General features: G+C 43.3%; 26 protein-coding genes and 1 tRNA gene. 14 read left to right on the top strand and 13 right to left on the bottom strand.

Features of this window, described 5'->3' with window-relative positions; genetic code table 11:
- Positions 1-16: 16 nt before the first annotated feature.
- Complete coding sequence (locus IPJ09_07430) at positions 17-1381, bottom strand: pyridoxal-phosphate dependent enzyme (GenBank protein ID MBK7371258.1); 1365 nt, start codon at positions 1379-1381, stop codon at positions 17-19.
- A 164-nt stretch (positions 1382-1545) separates the two neighbouring features.
- Positions 1546-2664: a LysM peptidoglycan-binding domain-containing protein gene (locus tag IPJ09_07425; protein MBK7371257.1), complete on the bottom strand. Its 1119-nt coding sequence runs from the start codon at positions 2662-2664 to the stop codon at positions 1546-1548.
- A 76-nt stretch (positions 2665-2740) separates the two neighbouring features.
- On the opposite strand from IPJ09_07425, the gene kdsB reads away from it, so the two are divergent.
- The gene (gene kdsB / locus IPJ09_07420; protein MBK7371256.1) at positions 2741-3478 is read left to right on the top strand and encodes a 3-deoxy-manno-octulosonate cytidylyltransferase; all 738 of its coding nucleotides are present in this window, start codon (positions 2741-2743) and stop codon (positions 3476-3478) included.
- Here kdsB and cdd read toward each other — a convergent pair.
- Complete coding sequence (cdd, locus tag IPJ09_07415; GenBank protein MBK7371255.1) at positions 3463-3945, bottom strand: cytidine deaminase; 483 nt, start codon at positions 3943-3945, stop codon at positions 3463-3465. The genes kdsB and cdd overlap by 16 nt on opposite strands.
- A 24-nt stretch (positions 3946-3969) precedes the next feature.
- On the opposite strand from cdd, the gene IPJ09_07410 reads away from it, so the two are divergent.
- Both IPJ09_07410 and prmC read left to right on the top strand, forming a co-directional pair.
- Positions 3970-5247: a hypothetical protein gene (locus IPJ09_07410; GenBank protein ID MBK7371254.1), complete on the top strand. Its 1278-nt coding sequence runs from the start codon at positions 3970-3972 to the stop codon at positions 5245-5247.
- Positions 5223-6086: a peptide chain release factor N(5)-glutamine methyltransferase gene (gene prmC / locus IPJ09_07405; GenBank protein MBK7371253.1), complete on the top strand. Its 864-nt coding sequence runs from the start codon at positions 5223-5225 to the stop codon at positions 6084-6086. The genes IPJ09_07410 and prmC overlap by 25 nt, the downstream gene beginning before the upstream one ends.
- On the opposite strand, the gene IPJ09_07400 is transcribed toward prmC, so the two are convergent.
- The 5 genes from IPJ09_07400 to xerD are packed head-to-tail and all read right to left on the bottom strand — an operon-like array spanning position 6087 to position 9996.
- Complete coding sequence (locus IPJ09_07400) at positions 6087-6413, bottom strand: hypothetical protein (GenBank protein MBK7371252.1); 327 nt, start codon at positions 6411-6413, stop codon at positions 6087-6089.
- Complete coding sequence (locus IPJ09_07395; GenBank protein MBK7371251.1) at positions 6400-6666, bottom strand: hypothetical protein; 267 nt, start codon at positions 6664-6666, stop codon at positions 6400-6402. The genes IPJ09_07400 and IPJ09_07395 overlap by 14 nt, the downstream gene beginning before the upstream one ends.
- Positions 6663-7424, bottom strand: a complete 762-nt coding sequence (gene lptB / locus IPJ09_07390) for an LPS export ABC transporter ATP-binding protein (GenBank protein ID MBK7371250.1) — start codon at positions 7422-7424, stop codon at positions 6663-6665. Before lptB ends, IPJ09_07395 begins: the two co-directional genes overlap by 4 nt.
- A gap of 5 nt (positions 7425-7429) precedes the next feature.
- Positions 7430-9043, bottom strand: a complete 1614-nt coding sequence (locus IPJ09_07385; GenBank protein MBK7371249.1) for an Ig-like domain-containing protein — start codon at positions 9041-9043, stop codon at positions 7430-7432.
- Between the two features lie 32 nt (positions 9044-9075).
- Complete coding sequence (xerD, locus tag IPJ09_07380; protein ID MBK7371248.1) at positions 9076-9996, bottom strand: site-specific tyrosine recombinase XerD; 921 nt, start codon at positions 9994-9996, stop codon at positions 9076-9078.
- A 90-nt stretch (positions 9997-10086) separates the two neighbouring features.
- Here xerD and IPJ09_07375 point away from each other — a divergent pair, with 90 nt between their 5' ends.
- The 10 genes from IPJ09_07375 to IPJ09_07330 all read left to right on the top strand — a co-directional run bounded on the left by IPJ09_07375 (position 10087) and on the right by IPJ09_07330 (position 19300).
- A complete protein-coding gene (locus IPJ09_07375; protein MBK7371247.1) occupies positions 10087-10707 on the top strand; it encodes a Uma2 family endonuclease in 621 nt (206 codons plus the stop codon).
- An 82-nt stretch (positions 10708-10789) separates the two neighbouring features.
- Positions 10790-10863, top strand: a tRNA-Met gene (locus tag IPJ09_07370).
- Positions 10864-11089: 226 nt separating this feature from the next.
- Positions 11090-13612 carry a caspase family protein gene (locus IPJ09_07365; GenBank protein ID MBK7371246.1) on the top strand — a complete coding sequence of 841 codons (2523 nt, stop codon included), beginning with the start codon at positions 11090-11092 and terminating at the stop codon, positions 13610-13612.
- 184 nt (positions 13613-13796) lie between these two features.
- Positions 13797-14150 carry a hypothetical protein gene (locus IPJ09_07360; GenBank protein ID MBK7371245.1) on the top strand — a complete coding sequence of 118 codons (354 nt, stop codon included), beginning with the start codon at positions 13797-13799 and terminating at the stop codon, positions 14148-14150.
- Between the two features lie 900 nt (positions 14151-15050).
- The gene (locus IPJ09_07355) at positions 15051-15656 is read left to right on the top strand and encodes a transposase (protein ID MBK7371244.1); all 606 of its coding nucleotides are present in this window, start codon (positions 15051-15053) and stop codon (positions 15654-15656) included.
- Between the two features lie 157 nt (positions 15657-15813).
- A complete protein-coding gene (locus IPJ09_07350; GenBank protein ID MBK7371243.1) occupies positions 15814-16413 on the top strand; it encodes a transposase in 600 nt (199 codons plus the stop codon).
- 64 nt (positions 16414-16477) lie between these two features.
- Positions 16478-16792, top strand: a complete 315-nt coding sequence (locus IPJ09_07345) for a hypothetical protein (GenBank protein ID MBK7371242.1) — start codon at positions 16478-16480, stop codon at positions 16790-16792.
- A gap of 89 nt (positions 16793-16881) precedes the next feature.
- Complete coding sequence (locus IPJ09_07340) at positions 16882-17331, top strand: hypothetical protein (protein ID MBK7371241.1); 450 nt, start codon at positions 16882-16884, stop codon at positions 17329-17331.
- A gap of 277 nt (positions 17332-17608) precedes the next feature.
- The gene (locus tag IPJ09_07335; GenBank protein MBK7371240.1) at positions 17609-18175 is read left to right on the top strand and encodes a sugar O-acetyltransferase; all 567 of its coding nucleotides are present in this window, start codon (positions 17609-17611) and stop codon (positions 18173-18175) included.
- Positions 18176-18229: 54 nt separating this feature from the next.
- Positions 18230-19300, top strand: coding sequence for a hypothetical protein (locus tag IPJ09_07330; protein ID MBK7371239.1), 1071 nt, complete (start codon positions 18230-18232; stop codon positions 19298-19300).
- Between the two features lie 195 nt (positions 19301-19495).
- Here IPJ09_07330 and IPJ09_07325 read toward each other — a convergent pair whose 3' ends face one another.
- The 3 genes from IPJ09_07325 to IPJ09_07315 form a co-directional block, all read right to left on the bottom strand.
- Complete coding sequence (locus IPJ09_07325) at positions 19496-19699, bottom strand: hypothetical protein (GenBank protein MBK7371238.1); 204 nt, start codon at positions 19697-19699, stop codon at positions 19496-19498.
- A 190-nt stretch (positions 19700-19889) separates the two neighbouring features.
- Positions 19890-20315, bottom strand: a complete 426-nt coding sequence (locus IPJ09_07320) for an rRNA adenine methyltransferase (protein MBK7371237.1) — start codon at positions 20313-20315, stop codon at positions 19890-19892.
- A gap of 175 nt (positions 20316-20490) precedes the next feature.
- Positions 20491-21441 carry an alpha/beta hydrolase fold domain-containing protein gene (locus IPJ09_07315; protein MBK7371236.1) on the bottom strand — a complete coding sequence of 317 codons (951 nt, stop codon included), beginning with the start codon at positions 21439-21441 and terminating at the stop codon, positions 20491-20493.
- 183 nt (positions 21442-21624) lie between these two features.
- On the opposite strand from IPJ09_07315, the gene IPJ09_07310 reads away from it, so the two are divergent.
- Entirely contained in the window at positions 21625-21801 is a 177-nt protein-coding gene (locus IPJ09_07310; GenBank protein ID MBK7371235.1) for a tryptophan-rich sensory protein, read from the top strand.
- Here the strand turns inward: IPJ09_07310 and IPJ09_07305 are convergent.
- Both IPJ09_07305 and IPJ09_07300 read right to left on the bottom strand, forming a co-directional pair.
- Positions 21776-23251 carry a tannase/feruloyl esterase family alpha/beta hydrolase gene (locus tag IPJ09_07305; protein MBK7371234.1) on the bottom strand — a complete coding sequence of 492 codons (1476 nt, stop codon included), beginning with the start codon at positions 23249-23251 and terminating at the stop codon, positions 21776-21778. The two genes, IPJ09_07310 and IPJ09_07305, sit on opposite strands and share 26 nt — an antisense overlap.
- A gap of 267 nt (positions 23252-23518) precedes the next feature.
- On the bottom strand, positions 23519-23944 hold the full coding sequence (locus tag IPJ09_07300) for a DUF4263 domain-containing protein (protein MBK7371233.1): 426 nt from the start codon (positions 23942-23944) through the stop codon (positions 23519-23521).
- Positions 23945-24204 lie beyond the last annotated feature (260 nt).

Below are 24204 nucleotides of genomic sequence, written 5' to 3'. Positions count from 1 at the left end.
AAAGGTAATCGGTTTTTTATCCTTTGATGGATTGGATGATATCATATTGTGTGATGACATGCCAATTGCCGGCAGTATCCTGAGTCATGACGGCAGGAATCTTGCGATCAAAGTATCTGCTGACGGCCTGTACACCCATATCCAGCGGTACATGAGGCAAAGGGTCATCCATGATAGACTGCACACTTTTTTCAAGGTTGGCGACCGGGTTTTCGAGCACATAACCCAGTACCCTGGTTTCTGTCACCGACCCTATAAAATGAGTGATATCAGTGACCGGGAGCGCTGAAATATCATACTCTTTCATCAGGTTCAGTGCTTCCCTCACGGTGTCTGAGGCTTTTAGGCTCAGGAAACGCTTATCTTCTTTGGCTCGGATCAGGTCTTTGACTTTGATTTCAGTCTCGAGGAAGCCCCTTTCTCTCATCCAGTCATCATTAAATATTTTGCCGACATACCGCGATCCATGATCATGAAAAATGACCACAACGACATCATCCCTGGTCAGTCTGTCTTTAAGTTGTATCAAACCTGCAAGTGCTGATCCGGCAGAATAGCCCATCAGAAGTCCTTCTTCCCGGGCTAGTCTTCTCGCCGCCAAGGCAGCATCTTTGTCTGTGACCTTTTCAAAATAATCTATCGTCTTAAAATCTACATTTCTGGGGATGATGTCCTCCCCGATGCCTTCGGTGATATAAGGGTATATTTCTTTTGGGTCTAACAGGCCGGTCTCGTGATATTTTTTGAGGGCTGATCCGTAAGTATCTATCCCCCAGATCTTGATATCGGGGTTTTTGGACTTTAAAAATCTGCCGGTGCCGGAGATCGTACCCCCTGTACCAACGCCTGCAATTAAGTGGGTGATCGTGCCATCCGTCTGATCCCAGATCTCAGGTCCGGTACTCTCAAAATGTGCCTGACTGTTAGAGAGGTTATCATATTGATTACTCCAAAATGAATTTGGGATGCTTTTGGACAATCGTTCTGCCACAGAATAATAGGACTTAGGGTCGGATGATTCCACATTGGTAGGGCACACGATGACTTCAGCTCCAAAAGCTTTCAGTAAATTGATTTTTTCAGAGGATTGTTTGTCCGTGGTAGTGAATATACATTTGTATCCTTTGACTGCTGCGATGATCGCCAGACCCATACCGGTATTGCCAGAGGTACATTCTATGATCGTGCCACCGGGCAGAAGCTGCCTGGTTTCTTCTGCATCTTTGATCATTTTCATAGCCATCCGGTCTTTAATAGAATGGCCGGGATTGTATGTTTCTACCTTGGCATATACGGTAGCAGCTATTTCGTCACAGACTTTATGGAGCCTGATCATCGGGGTATTGCCAATGGTTTCTAAAACGTTCTCAAAGACTTTCATCTGTTCTTATTTATTGATTATCAATGGATAGCAAGCGTTATTGAAAGGGTCCAGCTTGCAAAATGATTCAAATCAGGATAGGTATTATGCTTCTGAATCCCACCTGGAGTGGCTTTTCAACTCACCGTAGGGTGATTCGAACTCTGTCTATCAAAGACACAAATTTACTGAATCGTTTCTTCTACGAAGCGAAGTTTGACATAAAACTTGCCATCTATCGCACCCAGTAGATTGGCTACTCCCGGAGAAACTACTACGCTTACATCCTCTGCATACAATTTTGGGGGCATATTGGACAACACCTTAGCATAGATCTTGCGATGCGTCATTGGATTGGTGAGCTCCACGATAGAATTGACCGGAGCAGTGGGGTGCAATACATATAAATCAGTGGAAGTGCTATTGGATTTGGACCATTGAGCGATACCATTGCTGGTGATCATGCGTCTTTTGAGTACTTTCGATTTCTCAGGTCTGTAAAGGGCTCCGGTTGATTTGATCTCATTGGCCCGTGAGGTGTTTTCCATCTTAGAATTATCTGTGGCAGCCTCAGATTTGGTATCAATTCTGTCTTTGATATTGATTTCTGCCAGATCTTCAGTCAAAGGGATGAGGCGATCAGCAGAATTTTCCTTTTCACTGTACTTGCTCACCCATTTATCCGAAGGAGGAGATATGGCTTTATATTCTTCAGTAAATATATTTGGATTAGACTCTGACCACTTTTGTTCAAGTGTATGCTGCTCATTTTTGACTATATCTTGTTTAAAATCCGGAGCCCCCTGGCTTTTCTTCAATGGGTCGTACCAGCCGATTAAGAGCTTTTGACCTACCTTGATCGTATGAGAAGCCAACTGATTTCTTTTCATTAAATCTTCAAAAGACATATTAAAATATACTTTGGCAATGCGGTAAAGGTTGTCTTTGGGCTGGATGATATAGTACATTTGAGAGTAGGACTGGTCAGTCACCAGGTCAACTTCATTGGTGATGATATGGTCGGTAGCCAAGGGTACCCTGATGATATCATTGACCCCCAGCACCCGGCTTTTCAACACGGGATTATAATCATAGATGTCATACAGATCTATGCCGTAAGCATTGGACAAAGAGTATAAAGTCTGTTTTTTTTGTACCTGATGTAGCACAAATTTGCCATAGGTCTCATCCAGGGACACGATGATCGTGTCTTTGACATATCCATTGCCAGCAGCTGCTGGTGTGGCCAGGCATTGCATGATGATACTGAGTATGATCCCTACTTTCCACGCGTTAATATGCATACAACTCATTTAATATTAATTGCAAAAATATTAAATATTATTATAATATGATCATTTATAAATTTAATTTTATCGTATGAAAGTTTTGGGAGTGATTCCGGCTCGATATGGATCTTCAAGGTTTCCTGGCAAACCTCTCGCTACCATTCTGGGCAAGCCGATGATCGAACATGTCTATAGAGGGAGCCATGAAAGTACTAAATTATTTGATTTGGTCGTAGCTACGGATGATCGCTCCATCTATGAGGTGGTCCATCAATTTGGAGGCAAAGCCATCATGACCTCAGCCGACCATATGACAGGCACCAGTCGATGCGCAGAGATCGCCGGGGAGTTTCCCGAGGCAGATTGGGTGATCAATATCCAGGGGGATGAGCCGATGATCCATGGTCGCTTGATCGACCAGATGATTGATCTAATCAGCAGGTCTCCGGAGGCTTCTATCATTACCCTGGTCAGGAGCATGGACCGTGTGGAGCAGGTGAATAATCCCAATATAGTCAAATGTGTGTTTGATAAAGACTTTAAAGCCCTGTATTTCAGCCGCAGCGTGATCCCATATCCCAGATACCAGTCAGCCGCGGTGTATTATCAACATATCGGGATCTATGCCTATAAAAAAAGTATACTCTCCGAACTGATTGCCTTGGACCCTCAGCCCCTGGAGGCTGCAGAATCCCTGGAACAATTGCGGTGGTTAGCTTGTGGATATGACATCCGAATAGGGCTGACTGATTATATCGCGCATGGGGTGGATGTACCGGAGGATATAGAGTATGTCGAGCGCATGATGGTGCCTTACTTAAGAAACTGACCATTGAAAGAATGGGGTAATAGTTCTTTGATACTGTCAAAAGATTTTATTTGAGAACCGTCTTTCATGCCTACTATGACTCTGATGGGTGCGCCTTGTTTGTCTTCAAACTCGCTGATGACCTGGCGACAGGCACCACATGGAAAGGCTGGTCCCGGGATCGGGTGATCTTCACTGCTGCAAACGACGGCGATACTCCATATTTTCCCACCTGGTGCAGAGATATGGGCATGAGCCAGGGCAGTGCGTTCTGCACATAGACAGAGGGGATAGGATGCATTTTCTATATTGGCTCCCAGGTATATGGCGCCATTTGATTTAAGTATAGCGGCGCCAACAGCAAATTTTGAATAGGGCGAATAAGAAAATCGCAATGCCCTGACAGCATGTTTCAATAATGATTTATCTGAGGCGATCGAGTTTATATCGGATTTTTTTGAATTTCTATTTGCGATCTTTGATGCCATTTTGATGGTTTATTATTTGATTAATTGAGATTTGTTAAAGACATATTGAAGGATGAACGGACTGCATATCAGGCTGGGTTGATATCAAGGGGTATGGGGCTATTCTTATTTTCTATCCTGATAGCCCATCGTTGGAGTATGAGTGAAATCGCCAAATTTGAATCCTTTTCGATCTTACAATACATTTTATTTTTCTCCTGGTTGCCTGCCTGGGGTATCGTCACCCTGCAGGAAGGAAACAAGGGAAGTAAATCAGAACAAAAATCATTCCTCTTTTCAAATGCTGTGGTTTGTTTACTGGTGGTTATCAGCCTTTTTGGAGTTATATTGATCTGGAGGGCTTCGTTAATTCCATGGTTGGTATTTTCTTTTTACGAGGTGGCTTGCATCCTGGTGATTTTAGCTGGATACTTCATCATGCAGATGCAGGTCTATTATTGTTATATATTCAAAGAGGTAAAGAAACAATGGGTATATGCTATCCTCCAGGTGGGTCTTTGGCTCTTGGTGGCTCTGGCTACAAAAGAATTTGCAGCTTTTATCCAATGGATGGCGATCATCTCCGGGCTATATATCTTGATGTATCTAAAACACTTCGTGCAGGCAGGCTGGAAGTTTGATCGTTTATTTTGGTCCCGGGTGGTGACTTATGGAATTTATCTGGCAGCCGGGGCAGGCACAGTCATCTTTACAGCTTATTATGTGCAGACTTATTTTGGTCTCGGTGATCAGTTTAACTGGTATCGCTACGGTACCAGGGAATTGCCGTTTCTTCCTGCATTGTTAGCGGGTTTTGCTCAGTCTTTTTTGCTGTTCCCTTCCGGTGACGCCAGTGATTTTCCCTATGAAAACCTGAGAAAAGGGTTGGCATTTCAGATGTACCTGATCGTCCTCCCCATCTGTATCCTGATGGTATTTTCGTCTCCTATTTTTACTTTGATTTATGGAGCTCACTTTGAACATGCCGGTACCATGATGAGTATTTTCCTATTGATTTATATCCCCAGGATCTTGCCCACTCCGATGCTGATGCAAGCTTTGAAGCTGAAAGGAGTTTTACTTAGGATTGGAATGTTGGAATTGTGCCTGGTTGTTTTGTCCTTGCCGGTATTGGTGCCCAGATACGGGCTGGTTAGTGTGGCCTGGATTCTGGTATTGGGGACCTTACTCGAAAGGGCCATGCAAATGTATTATTTGCATACTCGTCACGGCATCAAACCCGCTTTGTACCTTCCTTTGCGGGCTTTCGCTGTCTGGACGATTTTTTTAATCAGTGCATGTGTGCTCCATTATTTGCTATGAAAGATTACCAGGAATTAAAAACAACGGCTTTTCACCGGCTTGAGGTAGTATTCGGAGCACGGGAAGCAAAATCGATCTTAAGAATTTTAGAAGAAGATCTATTTACAGGGCCAAAACAAACTTTGAATGATGAATGGCTGTCAGCCTGGGACCGTACCATTGATCGGGTGCTGGCAGATGAGCCCTTGTCTTACATCACCGGCATTCATTATTTTCTTGATTTAAAATTAAAGATGGCGCCCGGAGCCTTGATTCCACGACCCGAAACTGAAGAACTGGTGGTGTCCCTGCTGGATGATCTCAAGCGGAGGTATCACCCCTCCATACGGATCTTTGATATTGGTACCGGATCCGGCTGCATCCCCCTGGCCATAAAATCGAAATACCCCGGGGCAACTATTTTTACCCTGGATATATCAGCACAAGCTTTGTCTATAGCAAGCGCTAATGCCCAGGCATTAGATCTGGATTTAAATTTTATCCGGCAGGATTTTTTGAACGAAACGCTTTGGGATCAATTGCCTGCAGACCTGGATATCGTCGTCAGCAACCCCCCTTATATCCAGGATCATGAGGTCGGGTATATGACGCGATCTACGATATTATACGAACCTTCAGAAGCATTGTTCGCCGGCGCTGATCCACTGATCTTTTATAAAAAAATAGCAGTCTTTTCATTCCAACATTTAAAACCGGGCGGGGCCATATTCCTGGAGATCAATGAATTTCTTGGGGAGGAGACCAGGCAAATATTCGACGATATGGGTTTTGACCATGTCAGGGTACTCAAAGACCTGGGTCATAAGGACCGCATCCTTGTATGCGAGAAAGCGAACTAACTATTTTTTTGCAGGAAATGTATCCCAGAGGGGTTTGACCGGTATCGTATTGTCCAGGGTGATCTGAGTATCTACCATTGGTTTGATAGGCTTCATAGGTACCACGATCGAATCATGGAGGTATTGACGCCTCAAGGTGAGGAAAAATGAATCGACTGCCATTTCTGCTTTTTTTATGGCCTCGGATTTACATATAGAGTCACGCTCGGTGACATAAAGAAGCATACGTTGTTCTACCAACGTTAAGACCGGCTGGGGTATTTTGTCTTTTTGACAGGCAGTCAGGCTCAGGACTATTGATAGTAATGCCAGTTTAATGAGTCGCATCGGTCGTTTTGATAGAATCCAATAATGTATTCATTTCCTCCATTCGCTTTTGGTAGATGCTGTCATAGGCAGAGGTATAATAAGCTTCCTTGCGTTGCGTACAAAGGTCTGTGATGGAGTCCTGGATAGCGAGGGTCTGCCTGATGACGAGTGTGTCTGCTATGGCTATCCATGCTTTGATAGTACGCGGATTGGTTTCATTGCAAGATGAGGTGACGGTGATGAGAATGATGAATAATAGCGCTCTGATCATTTTGCTGCAGATTCTGGTACTTTTTTTCTCAACTCAAAATTTGCCCCCAGGTATACTTTTCTTACTAAGGGGTCGGCAGCCAGAGCTTCTGCGGTGCCTTCTATTAAAATGCTCCCTTCGAAGATCAGGTAAGCTCTGTCCGTGATGGATAGGGTCTCCTGTACATTGTGGTCAGTGATGAGGATACCTATGTTTTTCAATTTAAGCGCTGCGACGATGCTTTGGATATCTTCCACCGCTATAGGGTCGATCCCTGCAAAAGGTTCATCCAAAAGTATAAATTTTGGGTTGGTAGCCAAGGCCCTGGCGATCTCCGTTCTTCTTCTTTCGCCTCCTGATAATGAATCACCTTTGTTCTTTCGCACTTTGTGCAGGCCAAACTCATCAATGAGCGATTCGAGTTTTTCAATTTGAGCCTCTTTGGGGAGGTCAGTCATTTCCAGTACCGCGCTGATATTGTCTTCGACACTCAATTTTCTAAATACAGAAGGTTCCTGGGGGAGATAGCCGATGCCTTTACGCGCGCGCCGGTACATGGGCGCATTGGTGATATCTTCCTGGTTGAGATAGACCTTGCCTTGATTGGGTTTGATAAATCCGACCACCATATAAAAAGTAGTGGTTTTGCCTGCACCATTAGGTCCCAACAATCCTACGATCTCCCCTTGTTTGACATTGATGGAGACATCTTTGACGACTTCCCGTTGGCCGTATTTTTTGTGCAGGTGTTCACTGCGGAGCGTTAAGATTTCATCCATATTGGTTATTTGATCCAGTTGATAGTTTCTCTGAGCTCCCAGTTGGCCCGGACACTATAATTTTTTTTGGTTAATATTTTCTCCGGCTGAATTTTTTTAATGAAATCACCTGCATCCCATCGGCCATTTTTATTGACATCTTCGATAATGCGATAGGTATAATTAGAGGGTGGCAAATGAAGATAAGTCAGCGTCATCATCGATTTTTGATCAAAGATATCGTTTCGGATTATTTTATCCTCTTGTATCAGGCTGAACTTGTACTGTGCTGAAGAATCCAGATCCTTGATCTCCATGACGATCGAGCCACTCTGATCAGTGATCAACCCTTTGATTTTCACACGAAGGGTGTCACCCAGCGCGGTGCTGGCAAAGTTTTTTACAGCCCCGGGCAAGATCACCAGGCTGTAACTACTGCCTTCGATGCAGGGACATTGTATACCCAGCTGATTGATTTCAGTCGCACTATCCAGTATGATGGGATAAGCCACTAGCGTCGTATCATCGATCAAGGAGATGCCGGAAGTATCTATGAGCCCAAGCGGATGATTAAAATCCAATTTTACAAAGTCATCTGTGGTGAGTGTTCTTTGGTCGCGGTGGGTGGGAGAGGCCACAAACGAATCTAATCGCTCCTTACGTATTTTGTTGACAAGAATGGTGTCGACTGCTAAATCATTGTACCTGACTTCCAGCGGCCAATCGCGTTGGGTTGAAGGAAGGTAATATACCATAAGCGTATCTTTAGAAATGAATGGTATTTGGGTGATGGCAATGCTTAATGGCAATGTTTTGAGCTCGGTCAGGGGTATATTGGACTGGATCTTGACCACTCCTGCTACTTCGGTGGAGATACCGGTCAATTTAGGTTTGATAAAAGAGGCAAAATATCGGATTTGGAGCGTAGTGCTGTCTTCTCCGGTGACCACTCTACGGCCAGCAAAACCTATATGTTCTTTGTCCTGATCATAGATATAATTGCTATTGGCATCCTCTAATACAAATAACTGGTAGCTGGTATCTTTGATGTTTTCAATGTTAAAATTCCCTTCTTTGTCGGTGCGGCTAAAATAGGTGGGTCGCTGTTTATATACCACGGAGTCCGCGTCAGATTCGTAAAGCATCACCAATAATTCTTCTTTTGTTTCGCCGGTATAGGCGTCCCTCACTTTACCTGCTACAAAACCTGTATCGATGATATCACCAGTGCTGAATACAAAACGAAGATTTTTGACCGCATTGTTTTCAGTGATGTCTTTGATGGCCTGACCAAAATTGACCGTATAAGTAGTCTGCTCCTTAAGGACCTCCCTTGGGTCCAGTTTAATCTGGACTCCTTTTCCTTTAAGTTCTATTTTGGGAGCATATTGGAGTGGGGGAGAGATCACTACTTGTTTAAAAGCATTGTCCAGCTTGATCCATTCATCAAATTTTAAAATGATCGGTATTTTGGTTTGATCCGGTCTGAAATTTTTTTGCATAGCCGGGGTAGAATTGGCTGTGTCTATACCGGGAGGCGTGGTGTCACGGGGACCTCCGTCCGGCTGACCGATATTGGCACACTGCATCAGTGTCATGCACACGCTCCATAATACACTATAACCTATGATACTCCTCATTGCAAAGAATGCGCAAAGGTAAAAGTATCTGGTCAACCAATGGCCTTGGTATTGAACCTCGGATGAAACTTGTGTAAAGTCTCTCTCAGATAGTCCGTGTCCAGGTGCGTGTAGATCTCCGTAGTAGTGATCGATTCATGCCCAAGCATGTCCTGTACTGCCTTGAGGTCAGCCCCACGTTCCACCAGGTGGGTGGCGAAAGAATGCCTGAAAGTATGTGGACTGACTCGCTTGTGGATACCGGCGCTGGCCGTGAGGTCTTTGATGAGTTGGAATACCATGATCCGCGAAAGTTTGCTGCCGCGCAGATTGAGAAACAAGATGTCTTCAGATCCTTTGGTGATGGTTTTCATCGTTCGGCGCACCCCTTCCCGGTACAACATGATGTGTTTAAGCGCTTCGGACCCGATAGGCACGATGCGTTCCTTATTGTTTTTACCGATGACTTTGACGAAGCCAATATCTTCATAGATGGCTGATATCCTTAAATTTATAAGCTCGCTTACCCTCAATCCGCAGGCATATAGGGTCTCCAGCATGGCTCGGTTACGCACCCCACTGTCCGTACTCAGATCGATTAGCGACAAGACCAGGTTGATTTCGTCGAGGCTAAGGACATCAGGATATTTTTTGGAAAGTTTGGGACCTTCTAAAAGTTCGGTAGGGTCATCCATACATAAGTCCTCGATGATCAGGTATTTATAAAAAGCCCTGATACCCGAGCGGGTGCGTGCCTGTGATCTTTCGTCTTGTCCTTCGACATCGAGGTGCTTGACAAAGGCTACCAGGTGTTCCAGCTGGAGCTTTTCGGGCCACAGGCCGGGGAAGGTGTCCATCGCAAACGCAGCAAGCTTTTCAGAGTCCCGCTCATAGGCTTCCACTGAATTAGGTGAAAGTCCTCTTTCGAGCTTGAGGTAAGCTGTAAATCCTTTGATGGTAGATCTCCAATCCATACAAGCAAAGATATATTATATTTTTTTGTAATATATTGTTGATTGAGACGCAATGCCACCAAATCATTTTTTTTCGCTTAAATTTGTTTGATGGAACCCGTGGTATCTGTGACACGATTTGAAGATTTGGACCTGTCCAAACTATATACGTACGCAGATTATCTGACCTGGAATTTTAAAGAACGTGTAGAGCTCATCAAGGGAAAGATTTTTAAAATGAGTCCTGCCCCACCATCAATTCACCAACATATTTCAAGTCAAATTCATGGAAATTTATTTAGTTTCCTGAGAGGTAAGTCCTGTTTGGTATTTTCAGCCCCGTTTGATGTCAGACTTTCTGCTAACGACGCACTTAGTGAAGAAATTACTACTGTAGTACAACCTGACCTCTGTGTGATATGTGATAAAACAAAGATCGATCGGAGAGGATGCGTAGGCGCTCCAGACCTCATTATTGAGATCTTATCGCCTTCCAATGATCAGATAGAAGTCACCAAAAAATATGCGCTTTACGAAACCATCCGTGTAAAAGAATACTGGATCGTCTATCCATATGAGACCATCATCCAGGTGTACACCTTAAATGAGGCAGGTCAATATGTCACCTCGAAGCCTTACGCACCGGGTGGCACGATCAAATCCACTGTTTTGGAAGGATTTGAGCTGGAGGTAGCTACTATATTCCAGGGGTTGGACTTTAATCTTATGTAAAAATTACCCTTTTACAGACCGGAGAAGTTTTTATATTTGCGCCCTCTTAAGGCGTTTTATTGCCTTTGAGGATTGACATCATGGCGTGGTAGCTCAGCTGGTTAGAGCGTGCGATTCATAATCGCAAGGTCGGGAGTTCAAGTCTCCCTCACGCTACTTCTTTTTCAGGAACTCACCAGGGTAGCTCATCAGATTTGAGAGCAGGGCGCATGTTCGTAAGTTTAGCCCACCTAACACTATCCTTTTTCAGGATATTCTAATATTTTTCGTATATTTCAATACCTATTGAGACTCCTTATATTTAAACCAGGACAATCTTTTTAACCCAGGGTTGAAGCGAAATGAAACATAATAGTATCCGTAAGTTTTATTCAATTGACTTATGAACGAAGATTCTGGAGTCAATCGTGAGCAAAAGCCGGTGACAGGCAATCAGGATAGTGTTGCGACCAATGATCACCAACAGACACTGCATTTCGCGCACCACCATGCCTTTGTCATCGGCATCAATGCTTACGAGAAAGTGTCGCCTCTGGCCACTGCCGTCAATGATGCCAGGAAGATAGCGCAAGTGCTCGGCGAAAAACATCAGTTTAAGGTCTATCCGCCGGTACTCGATCCGACACGCAGCACGCTGCACACCCTGCTGCATGAGACGATGCCAGGGTTAGTTGGCAGTGATGATCGGGTAGTGTTCTATTTCGCAGGTCATGGGATCGCCTCAGACGGTGATGATGGCCCAGCAGGTTACCTTGCTCCTGCTGATGCCGATCCGGCCGAACTAAAGACATTTATCGCCATGACGGAACTACGGGAAGCACTGAACTCACTGCCTTGCCGCCATCTTTTAATCATCCTGGACTGCTGCTTCTCAGGTGCTTTTAAATGGACGAGCGGCACCCGCAGCATAGGTTCACTGATGCCCAAGCAGATATATAAGGAGCGATTCGACCGCTTCATACACGACCCTGCCTGGCAGGTGATTACTTCCGCTGCATACGATCAGAAAGCATTGGACATCGTGCAGGACCGTCCTACCGGCGACCGGGGCCTGGTGGCTTCGGAGTCAGGAGAAGCGCACTCACCATTTGCACTGGCACTTTTTGAAGCGCTGGCAGGTGATGCAGATGCCCGAACCGGTCGGGAAAGCGATGGATTGATCACGGCTACGGAACTCTATTCTTATGTTCGTGACCAGGTAGAACCGGCCACGATCGACCTTGGCCAGCAAAAACGACAGACTCCGGGATTTTTTCCGTTGAGCAAACATGATAAAGGCGAATTCATCTTCCTGCACCCCAGGCATCGTCTCAACTTGCCATCAAGGCCATCACATAGTCCATACAAGGGTTTGCTGCCCTTTGAAGAGTCAGATGCTGCCTTGTTTTATGGTCGTGACCAGGTTATTGCCGAATTAAAATCACGCTTGGCGTCCACTCGCCTGCTGGTGGTCAGCGGTGCATCCGGTACCGGTAAGTCTTCGGTGGTAAAAGCGGGGTTGTTGCCATGGCTTCGCGAGGCAGGTCATCTTATATTGCCCGTCATTCGACCGGGGGATCATCCCCTGGCCACTATCGAACAGGCACTGACAGGTTTGGCCGAATCCAATCCACAAGGAGCGGTGCTGGTGGTAGACCAGCTGGAGGAAGTGATGACCGATTGTACTGACCAGGCTGAGCGGGAAGCTTTCCTGGCCAGGTTACGCCAGGTAGTCGACGACTCGGGGCACATACATTGCGTGATCATCACTGTCCGCGCTGATTTTGAATCGCGTTTTAGCAGTGGCTCTTTGATGGGCTTGTGGCAAGACGGATTGTACATGATCCCCCCTTTAAACCTGGAGGAGTTGATGGCAGCCGCCGTCATGCCTACCATACAAGAAGTTATGATCTTTGACCCACCCGAAATGGTTGATAACATCATCGGCGATGTGGTGCAAACACCAGGGGCTTTGCCACTCTTGTCCTGTACTTTGGATGAACTCTACCAGGCTTATAACGCCAGCGGTCGCCAGGACAGGGCAATGAATCAGAGCGACTACGATAAGCTGGGCGGGGTGATGGGAATCATGCGTCGAAAAGCAGACGCTCTTTATCAGTCACTTGACCCGGACAGGCAGGTTATGATGCGCAAGATTTTCCTCCGAATGGTCACTGTGGAAGGTGATTTGGTGGGAAAACGAGCGCCAATCGCCGACCTCGATTACTCTCCACAGGAGAATCTCGTGATGGCAGAGGTCATCGACCAATTGGTCGAAGCCCGGCTCATCGTACATGACACTAACTCTATTGAGCCGGCCCATCCTGCCCTGGTACGAACCTGGAAGACTTTACTCGAATGGATTCAAGCAGTCGGCCGGGACACCCTGCTGTTGGGCGAACGACTCGGGCAGCAAGCGGACCAGTACTCCAAGTCTGGCAATGTGCAACTGCTGTGGAATAAAAACCCGAATCTCGCCAATGCAGCCCGCCTGTTGCAGCAGTCGCAGCATGGATTCAACGCGCAGGAGCAAAGTTTCGTGCGCAAAAGCATTGCTCGAAACTTGCGTAGAAAACGAATCGTCTGGACGCTGGTCACTGTTGTCATCGTGGCATTGTCCCTGCTTTCGAGTTGGGCAATAAATGAGCGAAAAAAAGCTCGGGCGGAAAAAGAAACGGCACAGAATGAAAGAGCAAAAGCGCAGATGGAAAGAGATCGGACTATGCTCAGCTTATTTGAAGGACTGCGTCTTAGCACTGATAATGGAAAGCCCGGAAGTCTTTGTTTATATGGCATGTGCGATGGTGCACCTGTGGGTGATGGAAATACTATATGGCAATCTTTGGGAAGGCTGCCGTCAGATGCACCGACTTACTATGAAGATGTAACATCAAGAATTTTTTGTAGCAGCAAGGCCATTCGGTGATGGACATGTATTAGCTTATGCACATGATGGCCTGACCCGGGATTGGGAAATGACCGAAGGCGGCGACAATTTGCTATTCACGCTAAATTCGCTAGCCTGGCTCACTTCACGAAACAATAAAGAAAATTGCTCTTTAGAAACTCAGATTCTTGTATGGGAGGGTACATATGCCAAAATCTATGATATGACAAAGGTGCAAAACTTCATCCATCGACGAGGCTGGAGTCTTAAGATTACTACGCCCGAGACACTTGAGCATGACCTCAGTTGCGGGTCAGTGCTTTGGTACCTGAGCGACTGGTACCCTCCGCAGGATTTTGCGACCAAACACGTTCCTTTGATCGTGAATTTCGTGCGGGAAGGAGGCGGATTATTGATAGGCGGCCTGGGTTGGTCTTATCATCAGTTATATAAAGGTCTGGACACCATCTACAGCGCAGATGTGCTCGGCAAACCTTTTGGCTTGTCATTTACGCAGGATGTTTTCGAATTCAATCCAGCTGATCCGATCAGGCTGTTGCAGGGCGATGAACGGTAACCTTGATGATCAAATTCTTTGCCAGGGATCCACTATCAGGTCGAGAGAACTTCTTTTTTCTAAGGTATCGTATAGATTTGATAGGGCCGGATTTAAGTATTAGTACTTCAATCGATTACATGAATAGTATCCATAATATGTTTAAATTTCAATATTGAAATAACTTAGATAAAAATCAACCTTTACGGCATGAAAGACTTCCTCGAATACATGGATATAGGAAAACATGTGTAGATGCTTCTCACTGATACATAGAAGTCGGAGAGCAGAAAAGCTTATCCGGGTTATTATTCGTTTAGCTTCCTATACAGGTTGGCGAAAAGGATGGATTGATATTTGATAGCAAAGTAAATTTTTGAAAAAAGACAAAGAACATGAATCAAAACGAGGGTAACATTTTTGATAGAATGCTGGCAGGAGGACTCATCCCGTTTACTGACCCGGAATATCCAAAAATATTTGAAGCGTTTCAAACACAATTAATTTATCTGTCGCACTAAACTCTTCTACTAATGTGGAAGAAATCAGAGTGCGGTTGAGTGAAAATAATTGGTCAGAAAATTGATGAGAGCACAACGATTTTTACACCATTTCATACCAACTTTGGAAGGCATATTCAGATTGGTAAAAATGTATTTATCAATCATGCCTCCTGTTTTCCGCACTAGAGCATTTTTTTGAGATAAGTAATTGATAATCAGTTATTGTTTTGAGAAACGGGTGTCCGGGCTTATTTTTAGGGTGTTCATTAGACAAAAGAAGAATAAATCTGGTAGTATCAGTGTTCAGATTATATCTAAGGTTGGGGGCCGATATAAAGTTGAAAAGACTGTTGGCAGTTCTGACCGAGAAGATCAAATAAAGAATTTAGTCCAGAAAGCCAAGCTTGATGTAATCAGTATGGTTGGACAATCAAGTTTATTCAATTCTGAACAGGATGTACAGCTTGAAAATTACCTGGACACTATAGAAAACATGCAAATTAGGACTATAGGGCCTGAGTTAATTTTTGGAAAAATATACGACGCCATCGGCTACAATGCTATCAAAGAAGACTTATTCCGGCAATTGGTTATAGCCCGTTTAGCTTTTCCACTGAGCAAGCTAAAAACAATAGAATACATCTACCGATATCAAGGAGTAACCATTGGTCTTGATCAGGTATATCGATTTCTAGACAAGTTAAATGATACATTAAAAGAACAAGTTGAGCAGATTTCATATCAACACACTTTAAAGACTCTCGAAGGAGAGATAGGTATAGTATTTTGTGACATGACGACTCTGTATTTTGAGTCTAATGAAGAAGATGATTTTCGAATGAGCGGATTCTCTAAGGATGGCAAACATCACTTACCTCAGATATATCTTGGTTTATTAGTAGGCCTAGGTGGCTATCCTATCGGCTATGATCTTTTCGAAGGAAAAATATTCGAAGGAGATACATTGATCCCAGTTATTGACAAGTTGACAAAAAATTCAATTTGGCGAAACCAATCATTGTAGCCGACGCTGGCCTATTAACTAAAGCAAATATTGATACGTTAGGAGGTCTTGGGTATAGTTATATTATAGGAGCAAGAGCTAAGTCTGAAAAAACATTATCAAAAACGAAATTCTTTCCTTAAAGTTGAATGATGGTGAAACCAGGATAATTCACAAAATGGACGGCAATAGGCTTATAATATCGTATTCTGAAAAAAGGGCCAAAAAGGACGAACACAACCGGAAACGAGGCCTGTCTCGTTTAGAAAAACAAGTAAAATCTGGAAAACTTACCAAGCAGAACATTAACAATAAAGGCTACAACAAATACTTACGAATGAAAGGCAAAGTAGATATTGAGATAGATTATGATAAGTATAATGCTGATAAACAATGGGACGGGCTAAAAGGTTATATCACAAATACGACCATTAGTCCTTCGATAATACTTGAGCAATACAAGAATCTTTGGCATATAGAAAAAGCATTTAGGATGTCTAAAACAGACTTAAGAATAAGACCCATATATCACCGATTAAAAAGAAGGATAGAAGCCCATATTTGCCTCTCATTTGCCGCATACTCTATTTATAAAGAACTTGAAAGAATCTTAAATAAGAATCATTCGTCAATATCTATAGTACAAGCGGCGGAGCTAACTCATACTATGTATCAATTGGAAATAAGCCTTCCAGAATCTAAAAAACAAATTGATTACCTTAAAAATGGATCCCTTCAAAAGGAATTGTCGAGCATTGTTGAATCAAATTATGCATAAAACTTGTCCACAGACGCCAGGGTGTCCCATTGCGGAAAACGCGAATGAAAGAGCAAAAGCGCAGATGGAAAGAGATCGGACTATGCTCAGCTTATTTGAAGGACTGCGTCTTAGCACTGATAATGGAAAGCCCGGAAGTCTTTGTTTATATGGCATGTGCGATGTTGCACCTGTGGGTGATGGAAATACTATATGGCAATCTTTGGGAAGGCTGCCGTCAGATGCACCGACTTACTATGAAGATGTAACATCAAGAATTTTTGTAGCAGCAAGGCCATTCGGTGATGGACATGTATTAGCTTATGCACATGATGGCCTGACCCGGGATTGGGAAATGACCGAAGGCGGCGACAATTTGCTATTCACGCTAAATTGCTAGCCTGGCTCACTTCACGAAACAATAAAGAAAATTGCTCTTTAGAAACTCAGATTCTTGTATGGGAGGGTACATATGCCAAAATCTATGATATGAAAAAGGTGCAAAACTTCATCCATCGACGAGGCTGGAGTCTTAAGATTACTACGCCTGAGACACTTGAGCATGACCTCAGTTGCGGGTCAGTGCTTTGGTACCTAAGCGATTGGAACCCCCCGCAGGATTTTGGCACCAAATACGTTCCTTTGATTATGAATTTCGTGCGGGAAGGAGGCGGATTATTGATAGGCGGTCTTGGTTGGTCTTATCATCAGTTATATAAAGGTCTGGACACCATCTACAGCGCAGATGTGCTCGGCAAACCTTTTGGCTTGTCATTTACGCTGGATGTTTTCGATTTTAATCCAGCTGATCCGATCAGGCTGTTGCAGGGCGATGAACGGAACCTTGATGATCAAATTCTTTGCCAGGGATCCACTATCAGGTCGAGAGAACTTCTTTTTTCTAAGGTATCGTATAGATTTGATAGGGCCGGGATTTAAGTATTAGTACTTCAATCGATTACATGAATAGTATCCATAATATGTTTAAATTTCAATATTGAAATAACTTAGATAAAAATCAACCTTTACGGCATGAAAGACTTCCTCGAATACATGGATATAGGAAAACATGTGTAGATGCTTCTCACTGATACATAGAAGTCGGAGAGCAGAAAAGCTTATCCGGGTTATTATTCGTTTAGCTTCCTATACAGGTTGGCGAAAAGGATGGATTGATATTTGATAGCAAAGTAAATTTTTGAAAAAGACAAAGAACATGAATCAAAACGAGGGTAACATTTTTGATAGAATGCTGGCAGGAGGACTCATCCCGTTTACTGACCCGGAATATCCAAAAATATTTGAAGCAGTTTCAAACACAATTAATTTATCTGTCGCACTAAACTCTTCTACTAATGTGGAAGAAATCAGAGTGCGGTTGAGTGAAATAATTGGTCAGAAAATTGATGAGAGCACAACGATTTTTACACCATTTCATACCAACTTTGGAAGGCATATTCAGATTGGTAAAAATGTATTTATCAATCATGCCTGTACGTTTTTAGACCTTGGTGGAATTACTATAGAAGACGATGTACTCATAGGCCCCAAAGTAAGCATCATTACAGAAAATCATCCTGTAAATCCAAACGAGCGAAAAATGCTTGACCTTAGAGGAGTCATTATCAAGAGAAATGCCTGGATTGGAGCAAATGCGACCATATTGCCAGGTCTGGTTATTGGTGAAAATTCGGTCGTAGCAGCCGGGGCGGTCGTCACAAAGGATGTTCCACCGAATACGATTGTGGCCGGTGTTCCTGCCAAAATCATTAAGAAAATATAACCTATTATACGGCAGCACAAAATATCAAAGCACCCGGGGGTAAACCTAATTTCAATGACAGAATCAAAAATCGTTAGGATAAGTATTGTAGCCTTATCATTTCTCCTGGCAGGTGCCTCTATTCGTGCCCAACAAAAGTTGAGTGAGCGATATATGGACGCTTATAAAAAATATTTAAATGCTACCTGCCCGATCCCTAAAGATGAGATTCAGCATTTTGTCTATTTTGCAAGAGATAGAGAATTGATCATAGACCATCCTTTGTTGCATCATCCGATGTTTACAGGGGCTCAGATCATGTATGCCTGGAAAGACCTCGAGCCTCAAAAAGGACAATATGATTTTTCGATTTTAAATCAGGATTATGCGTATTTGAAATCATATCATAAAAAATTATTTATCCAGTTACAGGATGCCACCTTTAATCCAAAGTACAATGCAGTCCCTGATTATATCTTGACCGCCGAATACGATGGCGGAGCCGTATTACAATATGATGATGATGGCAAACCTGCCGGTTGGGTCGCCAAACGCTGGAATAAACAAGTTAGAGAACGATTCAGCCTGCTGCTCCAGGCATTGGGAAAAGAATTTGATGGAATCATAGAAGGTATCAATCTGCAGGAAACATCTATTGGGGTAAGCTCCCGGGCAGATTCCACTTTTTCTGACCAGGCGTATGTGATTGGGTTAAAAGAAAATATGCTCGCTTTGAAAACAGCATTTCCGACATCCACCACGATGATCTATGCCAATTTTATGAGTGGCGAATGGTTGCCCCATGATGACAAAGGATACCTGCGAAGTATCTACCAATATGGTGAAAAAATCGGCGTCGGACTGGGAGGACCCGATCTGATGGTCACCCGAAAAGGACAACTCAATCATATACTGGCGCTGATGCACGAAGGGCATTACACCGTCCTCCTTGGCATAGCTATACAAGATGGCAATTATACTGGTATGACCGGCGAAGAAGTAGATGATGGTGGATCAAAAAGAAAAAATATTGTTCCATTATTGCATGCATTCGCAAGGAACTTTTTAAGGGTAAATTATATGTTTTGGGTAGATCAGGAACCTTATTTTAGAGAGGATGTATTGCCTTGTTTTTCAAGGGAGTAATAGTATAATTGGTTTTTATATACATGGTTTTTTGCTTAAGCCTTTTCAAACTCACTACTTCGGTGACCATAAAAACTATTTCTCAATTAAAGGACACAGGATATAAAATTTTAAATTGGAGCATGACATGAAGGGAGACTTACTTAGAATGGAAAATAACAGAACCCTGGCTAAATATTAATATAGAAAAACTAATCAATCAAGCAAGTTCTTTAAACTATTTGGACCTTCCTTGAGGGGGGCAGCTTCACCGGAATTTACATCCTTGCCATATACATGAGGAACACCAAATGTATCCCTATAAATTGTCACAGAATCTTCTATTAAGAGTTCTCCATTTTTTTTCTCCTGACATGACAATAATAATAGTATAACGATGGTTGTCAGAATTGTTTTCATATGAGTGATTATATACTATGTGGAAATTTAACGTTTTGGGCTTGACGGGGTGTAGAAAGCGCCAAAGTTCAAATTTATTACAAAAGCTTATAGAAAGTACAAATGTTCAGCCTAGCACAAATGTCTCACTTTTACGGTTCCTTGTTTTGTATCTGCTTTCTGTCTATTAAGTTTATTGTTGTCTTGCAAGTTATTTTGACACTCTTTCAATACCGTTCTTAATTCCCCCTTTTATCATATTTCCATAACCATTGTCTGGCAACAAGTCGGAAAATGAAAGAGCTATTTCATAATTCCTTTTAGCATTGTCAACCTCGTTCAAATCTTCATAGCATTTAGCAATGTTTAAATACAAGGAAGGAAAAGTCCCTTTAACTGTGTCGTTATTTATTTTTAGTGCCAACAGCAAAGCTGTTTCGTCCCATTTTAATTTGTCGGCAACACTTTTTTGATGTCGTGCTACATAATGAGAAGAAGTAAATTTTTCAAAGTCATTTGTCGCTTCGTGCCATGCTTGGAGAAAGAGTCTGCTTGCTTCTTCTGGTTTTCCTTTTCCTTCCATGTCCATACCTTGTGCACAGAGTTTAACTACGTTGTTGTTTGGGTCGAATTCCATGTTTTGATTATTTTGCAAAGTCTGTGTATTATGTTTATTTAGTAATTTAACGAATTAATTCCTTGTTCTTTAAGTTTAGCTAATGCGTCATTCATTGTTTTAACTTGTTCTGGAGAATGTCCTTGCCAATTGGTAATTCCTTCCTCATTCAATCCTCCCCATGTAAAGTTTCAAATCACTTTCCTGCCATAGCCACAAGAAATTTATTCACATCTAACCAGTGTATAAACGAATCAAACCAAATATTACTGGTTCGATTAGGATTTCCCAGGCCGAAACCGTGACCACCATTCTGATAAAGATGAAACTCTACCGGTATGTGTGCTTTAAACCAGGAATCGATCACGCCAAACTGCCCGTTGAATAGAAAATCATCGGAGGCTATCACATTGAACATGGGCGGAGCGTCCTTTGGCACCTCTACGGGCCCCATACCGCCATAGATGGGACCGATGAAAGCCAGGTCCATGGTCTTGGAGTGCAGTGTGGAGTGCATGGTGAGGCCGGCGCCTGCTGAAAAGCCAATCATTCCTATTCTATGCGTATCGACTCCCCATTCCTTAGCTCGTTTTACTATTAGGGCATAGGCCGCCTCAGCATCCGCGAGCTGGTTGGACAAGTCCATCTGTGGAGGACGCGCCGGCGCTTTGTTTTGGGTCGAATCAGTAGATGGTGCCGGTATCGGTCGGGGCCGATTCATCCAGGCAGTAAATTCGTCAAGGGATCCTGGGGTTGGAATCAGCCGATATTTGAGTACAAAGGCGGCGATGCCCTGCTTTGCGAGTGCCTCTGCCACTTCCCATCCTTCATTGCCCATCGAAAGCCATCTGAAACCTCCTCCTGGCGCCACGATGACTGCCGCACCGTTTGCTTTGCCTGGTTCCGGTAGGAATGGCGTAAGCGTTGCAGTGGTGATGTTACGGGCCATCGGGTCGCCCCACTGGCGAAACCAGGATTCTGAAGCAGGTTGTTCTTTGACACCGCCGGTGCCGAGTGGAATAGCATTTGGTTCGGCCGGGGCGCTGAGTGGGTAGATGGTGCCGTCCTGGGCCATGGCAGCCGCAGCATAAAGGAATAAGAAAGCCATCATGCTCGCTTTGGCCAGGTGATTATATCTATAAATCATAATTAGCTGATATTTTAGTTTAATTTTCAAATATAGTAAGCTTTTAAGAGTATGCTGTTATTTCTGTTTTATTTGTTATGGGAGGGTGGAGGTTAAGGCTCAGAATCGTAGAATATAAAAGTTGCTGCTATTATTCTTATTTAGTCAAGCCACATTAGCCCAAAACCCTTTGCCAAGCAATTTATGCGTAGCGAGCAGGGTATATGTGAAGTGGCTAAAATCTGTGTTTCTGTCGCTACATTAACCTTACTGATGCTGATTATTATTCGTCAGTTCAAATGTAGTTCTGAAGCAGCCATTTTACAAATACCGTGTTGCCTGTGGTGTTGCACCACTACTGCTTTGGATAAGGAAAAATAGTCTTCGTGATTAGCTTGCCCTGAACTGTTTTTGAAGCTACTACCTGATCGGGCTCCTTTGACTTTTCAACCCAGTCAACAATCAGCTTAACCCAATCCACATTGTCACAGCCTGGACCGCCTCCGCAATGCAAAACTCCCGGTAGGAGAAACAGTCTTGCATAGGACGGTGCATCCTTATCGCCTCTTAATATTCCTTCATAATGTTCGATGGTTGCATATGCGGAGAGAGCTGGATCATTCCATCCATGATAGAAGATAATTTTTCCGTTGCGTTTTTTGAACTCGCTGTAGTCCGTACTGGTGGCATCCAAATAAGATGAAGCATATGCCGTTTGCCCGGCAAAATTCTTGAAGTCATACTTAGAATAATCCCACGTGGAGTCGTTGAAGACGAGATATTTGAAAATATTGGTAGCAAACATATAATGTAAGCTGGTAGCATTTGGCATATACGGACTTGTTCCGGTGATCCACATATCCCATGAGCCCAGTTCAGCTTCTAAGCCAAACGGGAAGCCAGGGTAAATTTGTTTTCCGTCAATCACCAAAGGATTGTAAACCGCTTTGATTGCGGCGAGTTGTTGCTTCGTAAAGCATTCCCTTCCTGCTTGTCCATCGGGACAGAGCGGCAATTTTGAAAAATCAAATTTGCATTTGCGAGGGTCTTCAATAATACTATCCGCAGCATCGTCGAGCTTATCGCATTGCTTCAGCACCTCGTTTTGCAAAAGTTTGAGGTTGTCATTTGTAATCAGCGGCTTCAGGTCATTTGGATTAGGATAATTATTTTTACTGTGCTGGACACCTTTTGCTGCAATAGCTGGCCATCCATTTGCTGGTGCCCCGGCCACAATCCCATCAAAATCTTCGGGATAATATTGAGCTTCAACCATTGCTTGTCCGCCACCACGGGAGCATCCGGCGAAGTAGGATTTAGCCGGTGCCGCACAATAATAATTTTGCATGATCAGTTTCGATACCACAGCGGTACGGTGTATGGCGAGCCTTCCAAAATTCAACTGGCGTTCCATGTTGTTGTAAGCCCACTTGGCATCTTCGCCTCCCTGGTGCCCTGCATCAGTGCCTGCGGTAGCAAAGCCATCATTCACTTTGTCACGAAATCCGTTTTGAATACTACCGACAAAACCACCTCCTCCTGACATCAGGAAACGACCGTTGTTTTCAGCCGGTAATAAAAGTTCAAAATTTATTTCCATGCTTATCCTTCCGAACACACGACAGAAAGGTTTATTTATTATGGTGGTTGGCATCCATGGTTCATTCGGATTTTTAATGGTGTCCGAAGCTTTATCTTCAGCAACCAAAATCGTAACATCCGGAAGCTGAAGGTTCTTTAGCTCCTCGCAAGGCTTACAAAATTTTACATTTTGTGCTGACGCTGCGCCGATAAAAAACATGAGTGCAAAACAGATACTAAACTTTCTCATAGCGGTGGTTTGTGTTAGTAATATATGAATGTTATGTCGAATAATAAACTGCCTGTGGACAGTCAGCCGAACGTTTGCAATAGTTGCGGTCTACCTAACATGGGAGGCAACACGTAAATTTATGATATTATATGATACTTTCCCAAAATAAAGACATTTGATTTTCAATGATTTATCGTTATACAAAACGTATTGTCGTTAGGACAATTCACTTTTTTTGAAATGGCAGCCAACGTTTTGCGGGTTTAAAAAGTTGGGGATTTCGGATCAGAAAACATTGAAGCTTCGAAGCAACCACAAATGTTGATGCATGATAGAATGTTCAACCCAATCAACTATTATGTCCCCAATTTCTTTAAACCCGTTGTTATACCCAGTTTTATTCCATTTTTTATTAATAATTTCATTTGCATTTTCATATAGCTCATCTAAGGTGATGATTTCGATATCTGAAATAGATCTAGGGAATAATTCAAATGAACTAAATTTTTCCTCATGGATTTCGTCATTCATGTTTTTAAATTCCCTAAGTGCCCTAATAATTAAAAACGATTTTGGCCTATATAAATACATTGGATATTTTTGTTTGAATCCCGATTCATCGTAAATTGATAAGGCTGCTGAGATATTTTTTAAGGACTTCTGAATTGTTTTATGAATTTGAGAAATCCCACCTGCTAATTCTTCTGATATTGCCTATGACTCTGGCCCATATGGTTCTTTAGTTTCTTTTAAAAAAGCTTCAGAAGATACGGCATTGAAGGGTCACAATGGTCCGATACCTACACGTAAATTAGGCATTGTGCGGTTTGGGGCTGCTTCTATTCTCAGTAGCGGACCTCATGATGAAAGATGCTATTCATCAGCCCCAATGGCATAAAGGGCCTATGTTAGCAGCTGCTTTCTTCGGTGGCCTTTTTATAATCACAAAATTGCGCCTGCAAAGACTCTAT

Source organism: Saprospiraceae bacterium (assembly GCA_016709995.1).
GTDB lineage: Bacteria > Bacteroidota > Bacteroidia > Chitinophagales > Saprospiraceae > JADJLQ01.
The sequence above is the reverse complement of the archived record's forward strand: the minus strand, read 5'-3'. Positions and strand labels throughout refer to the sequence as shown.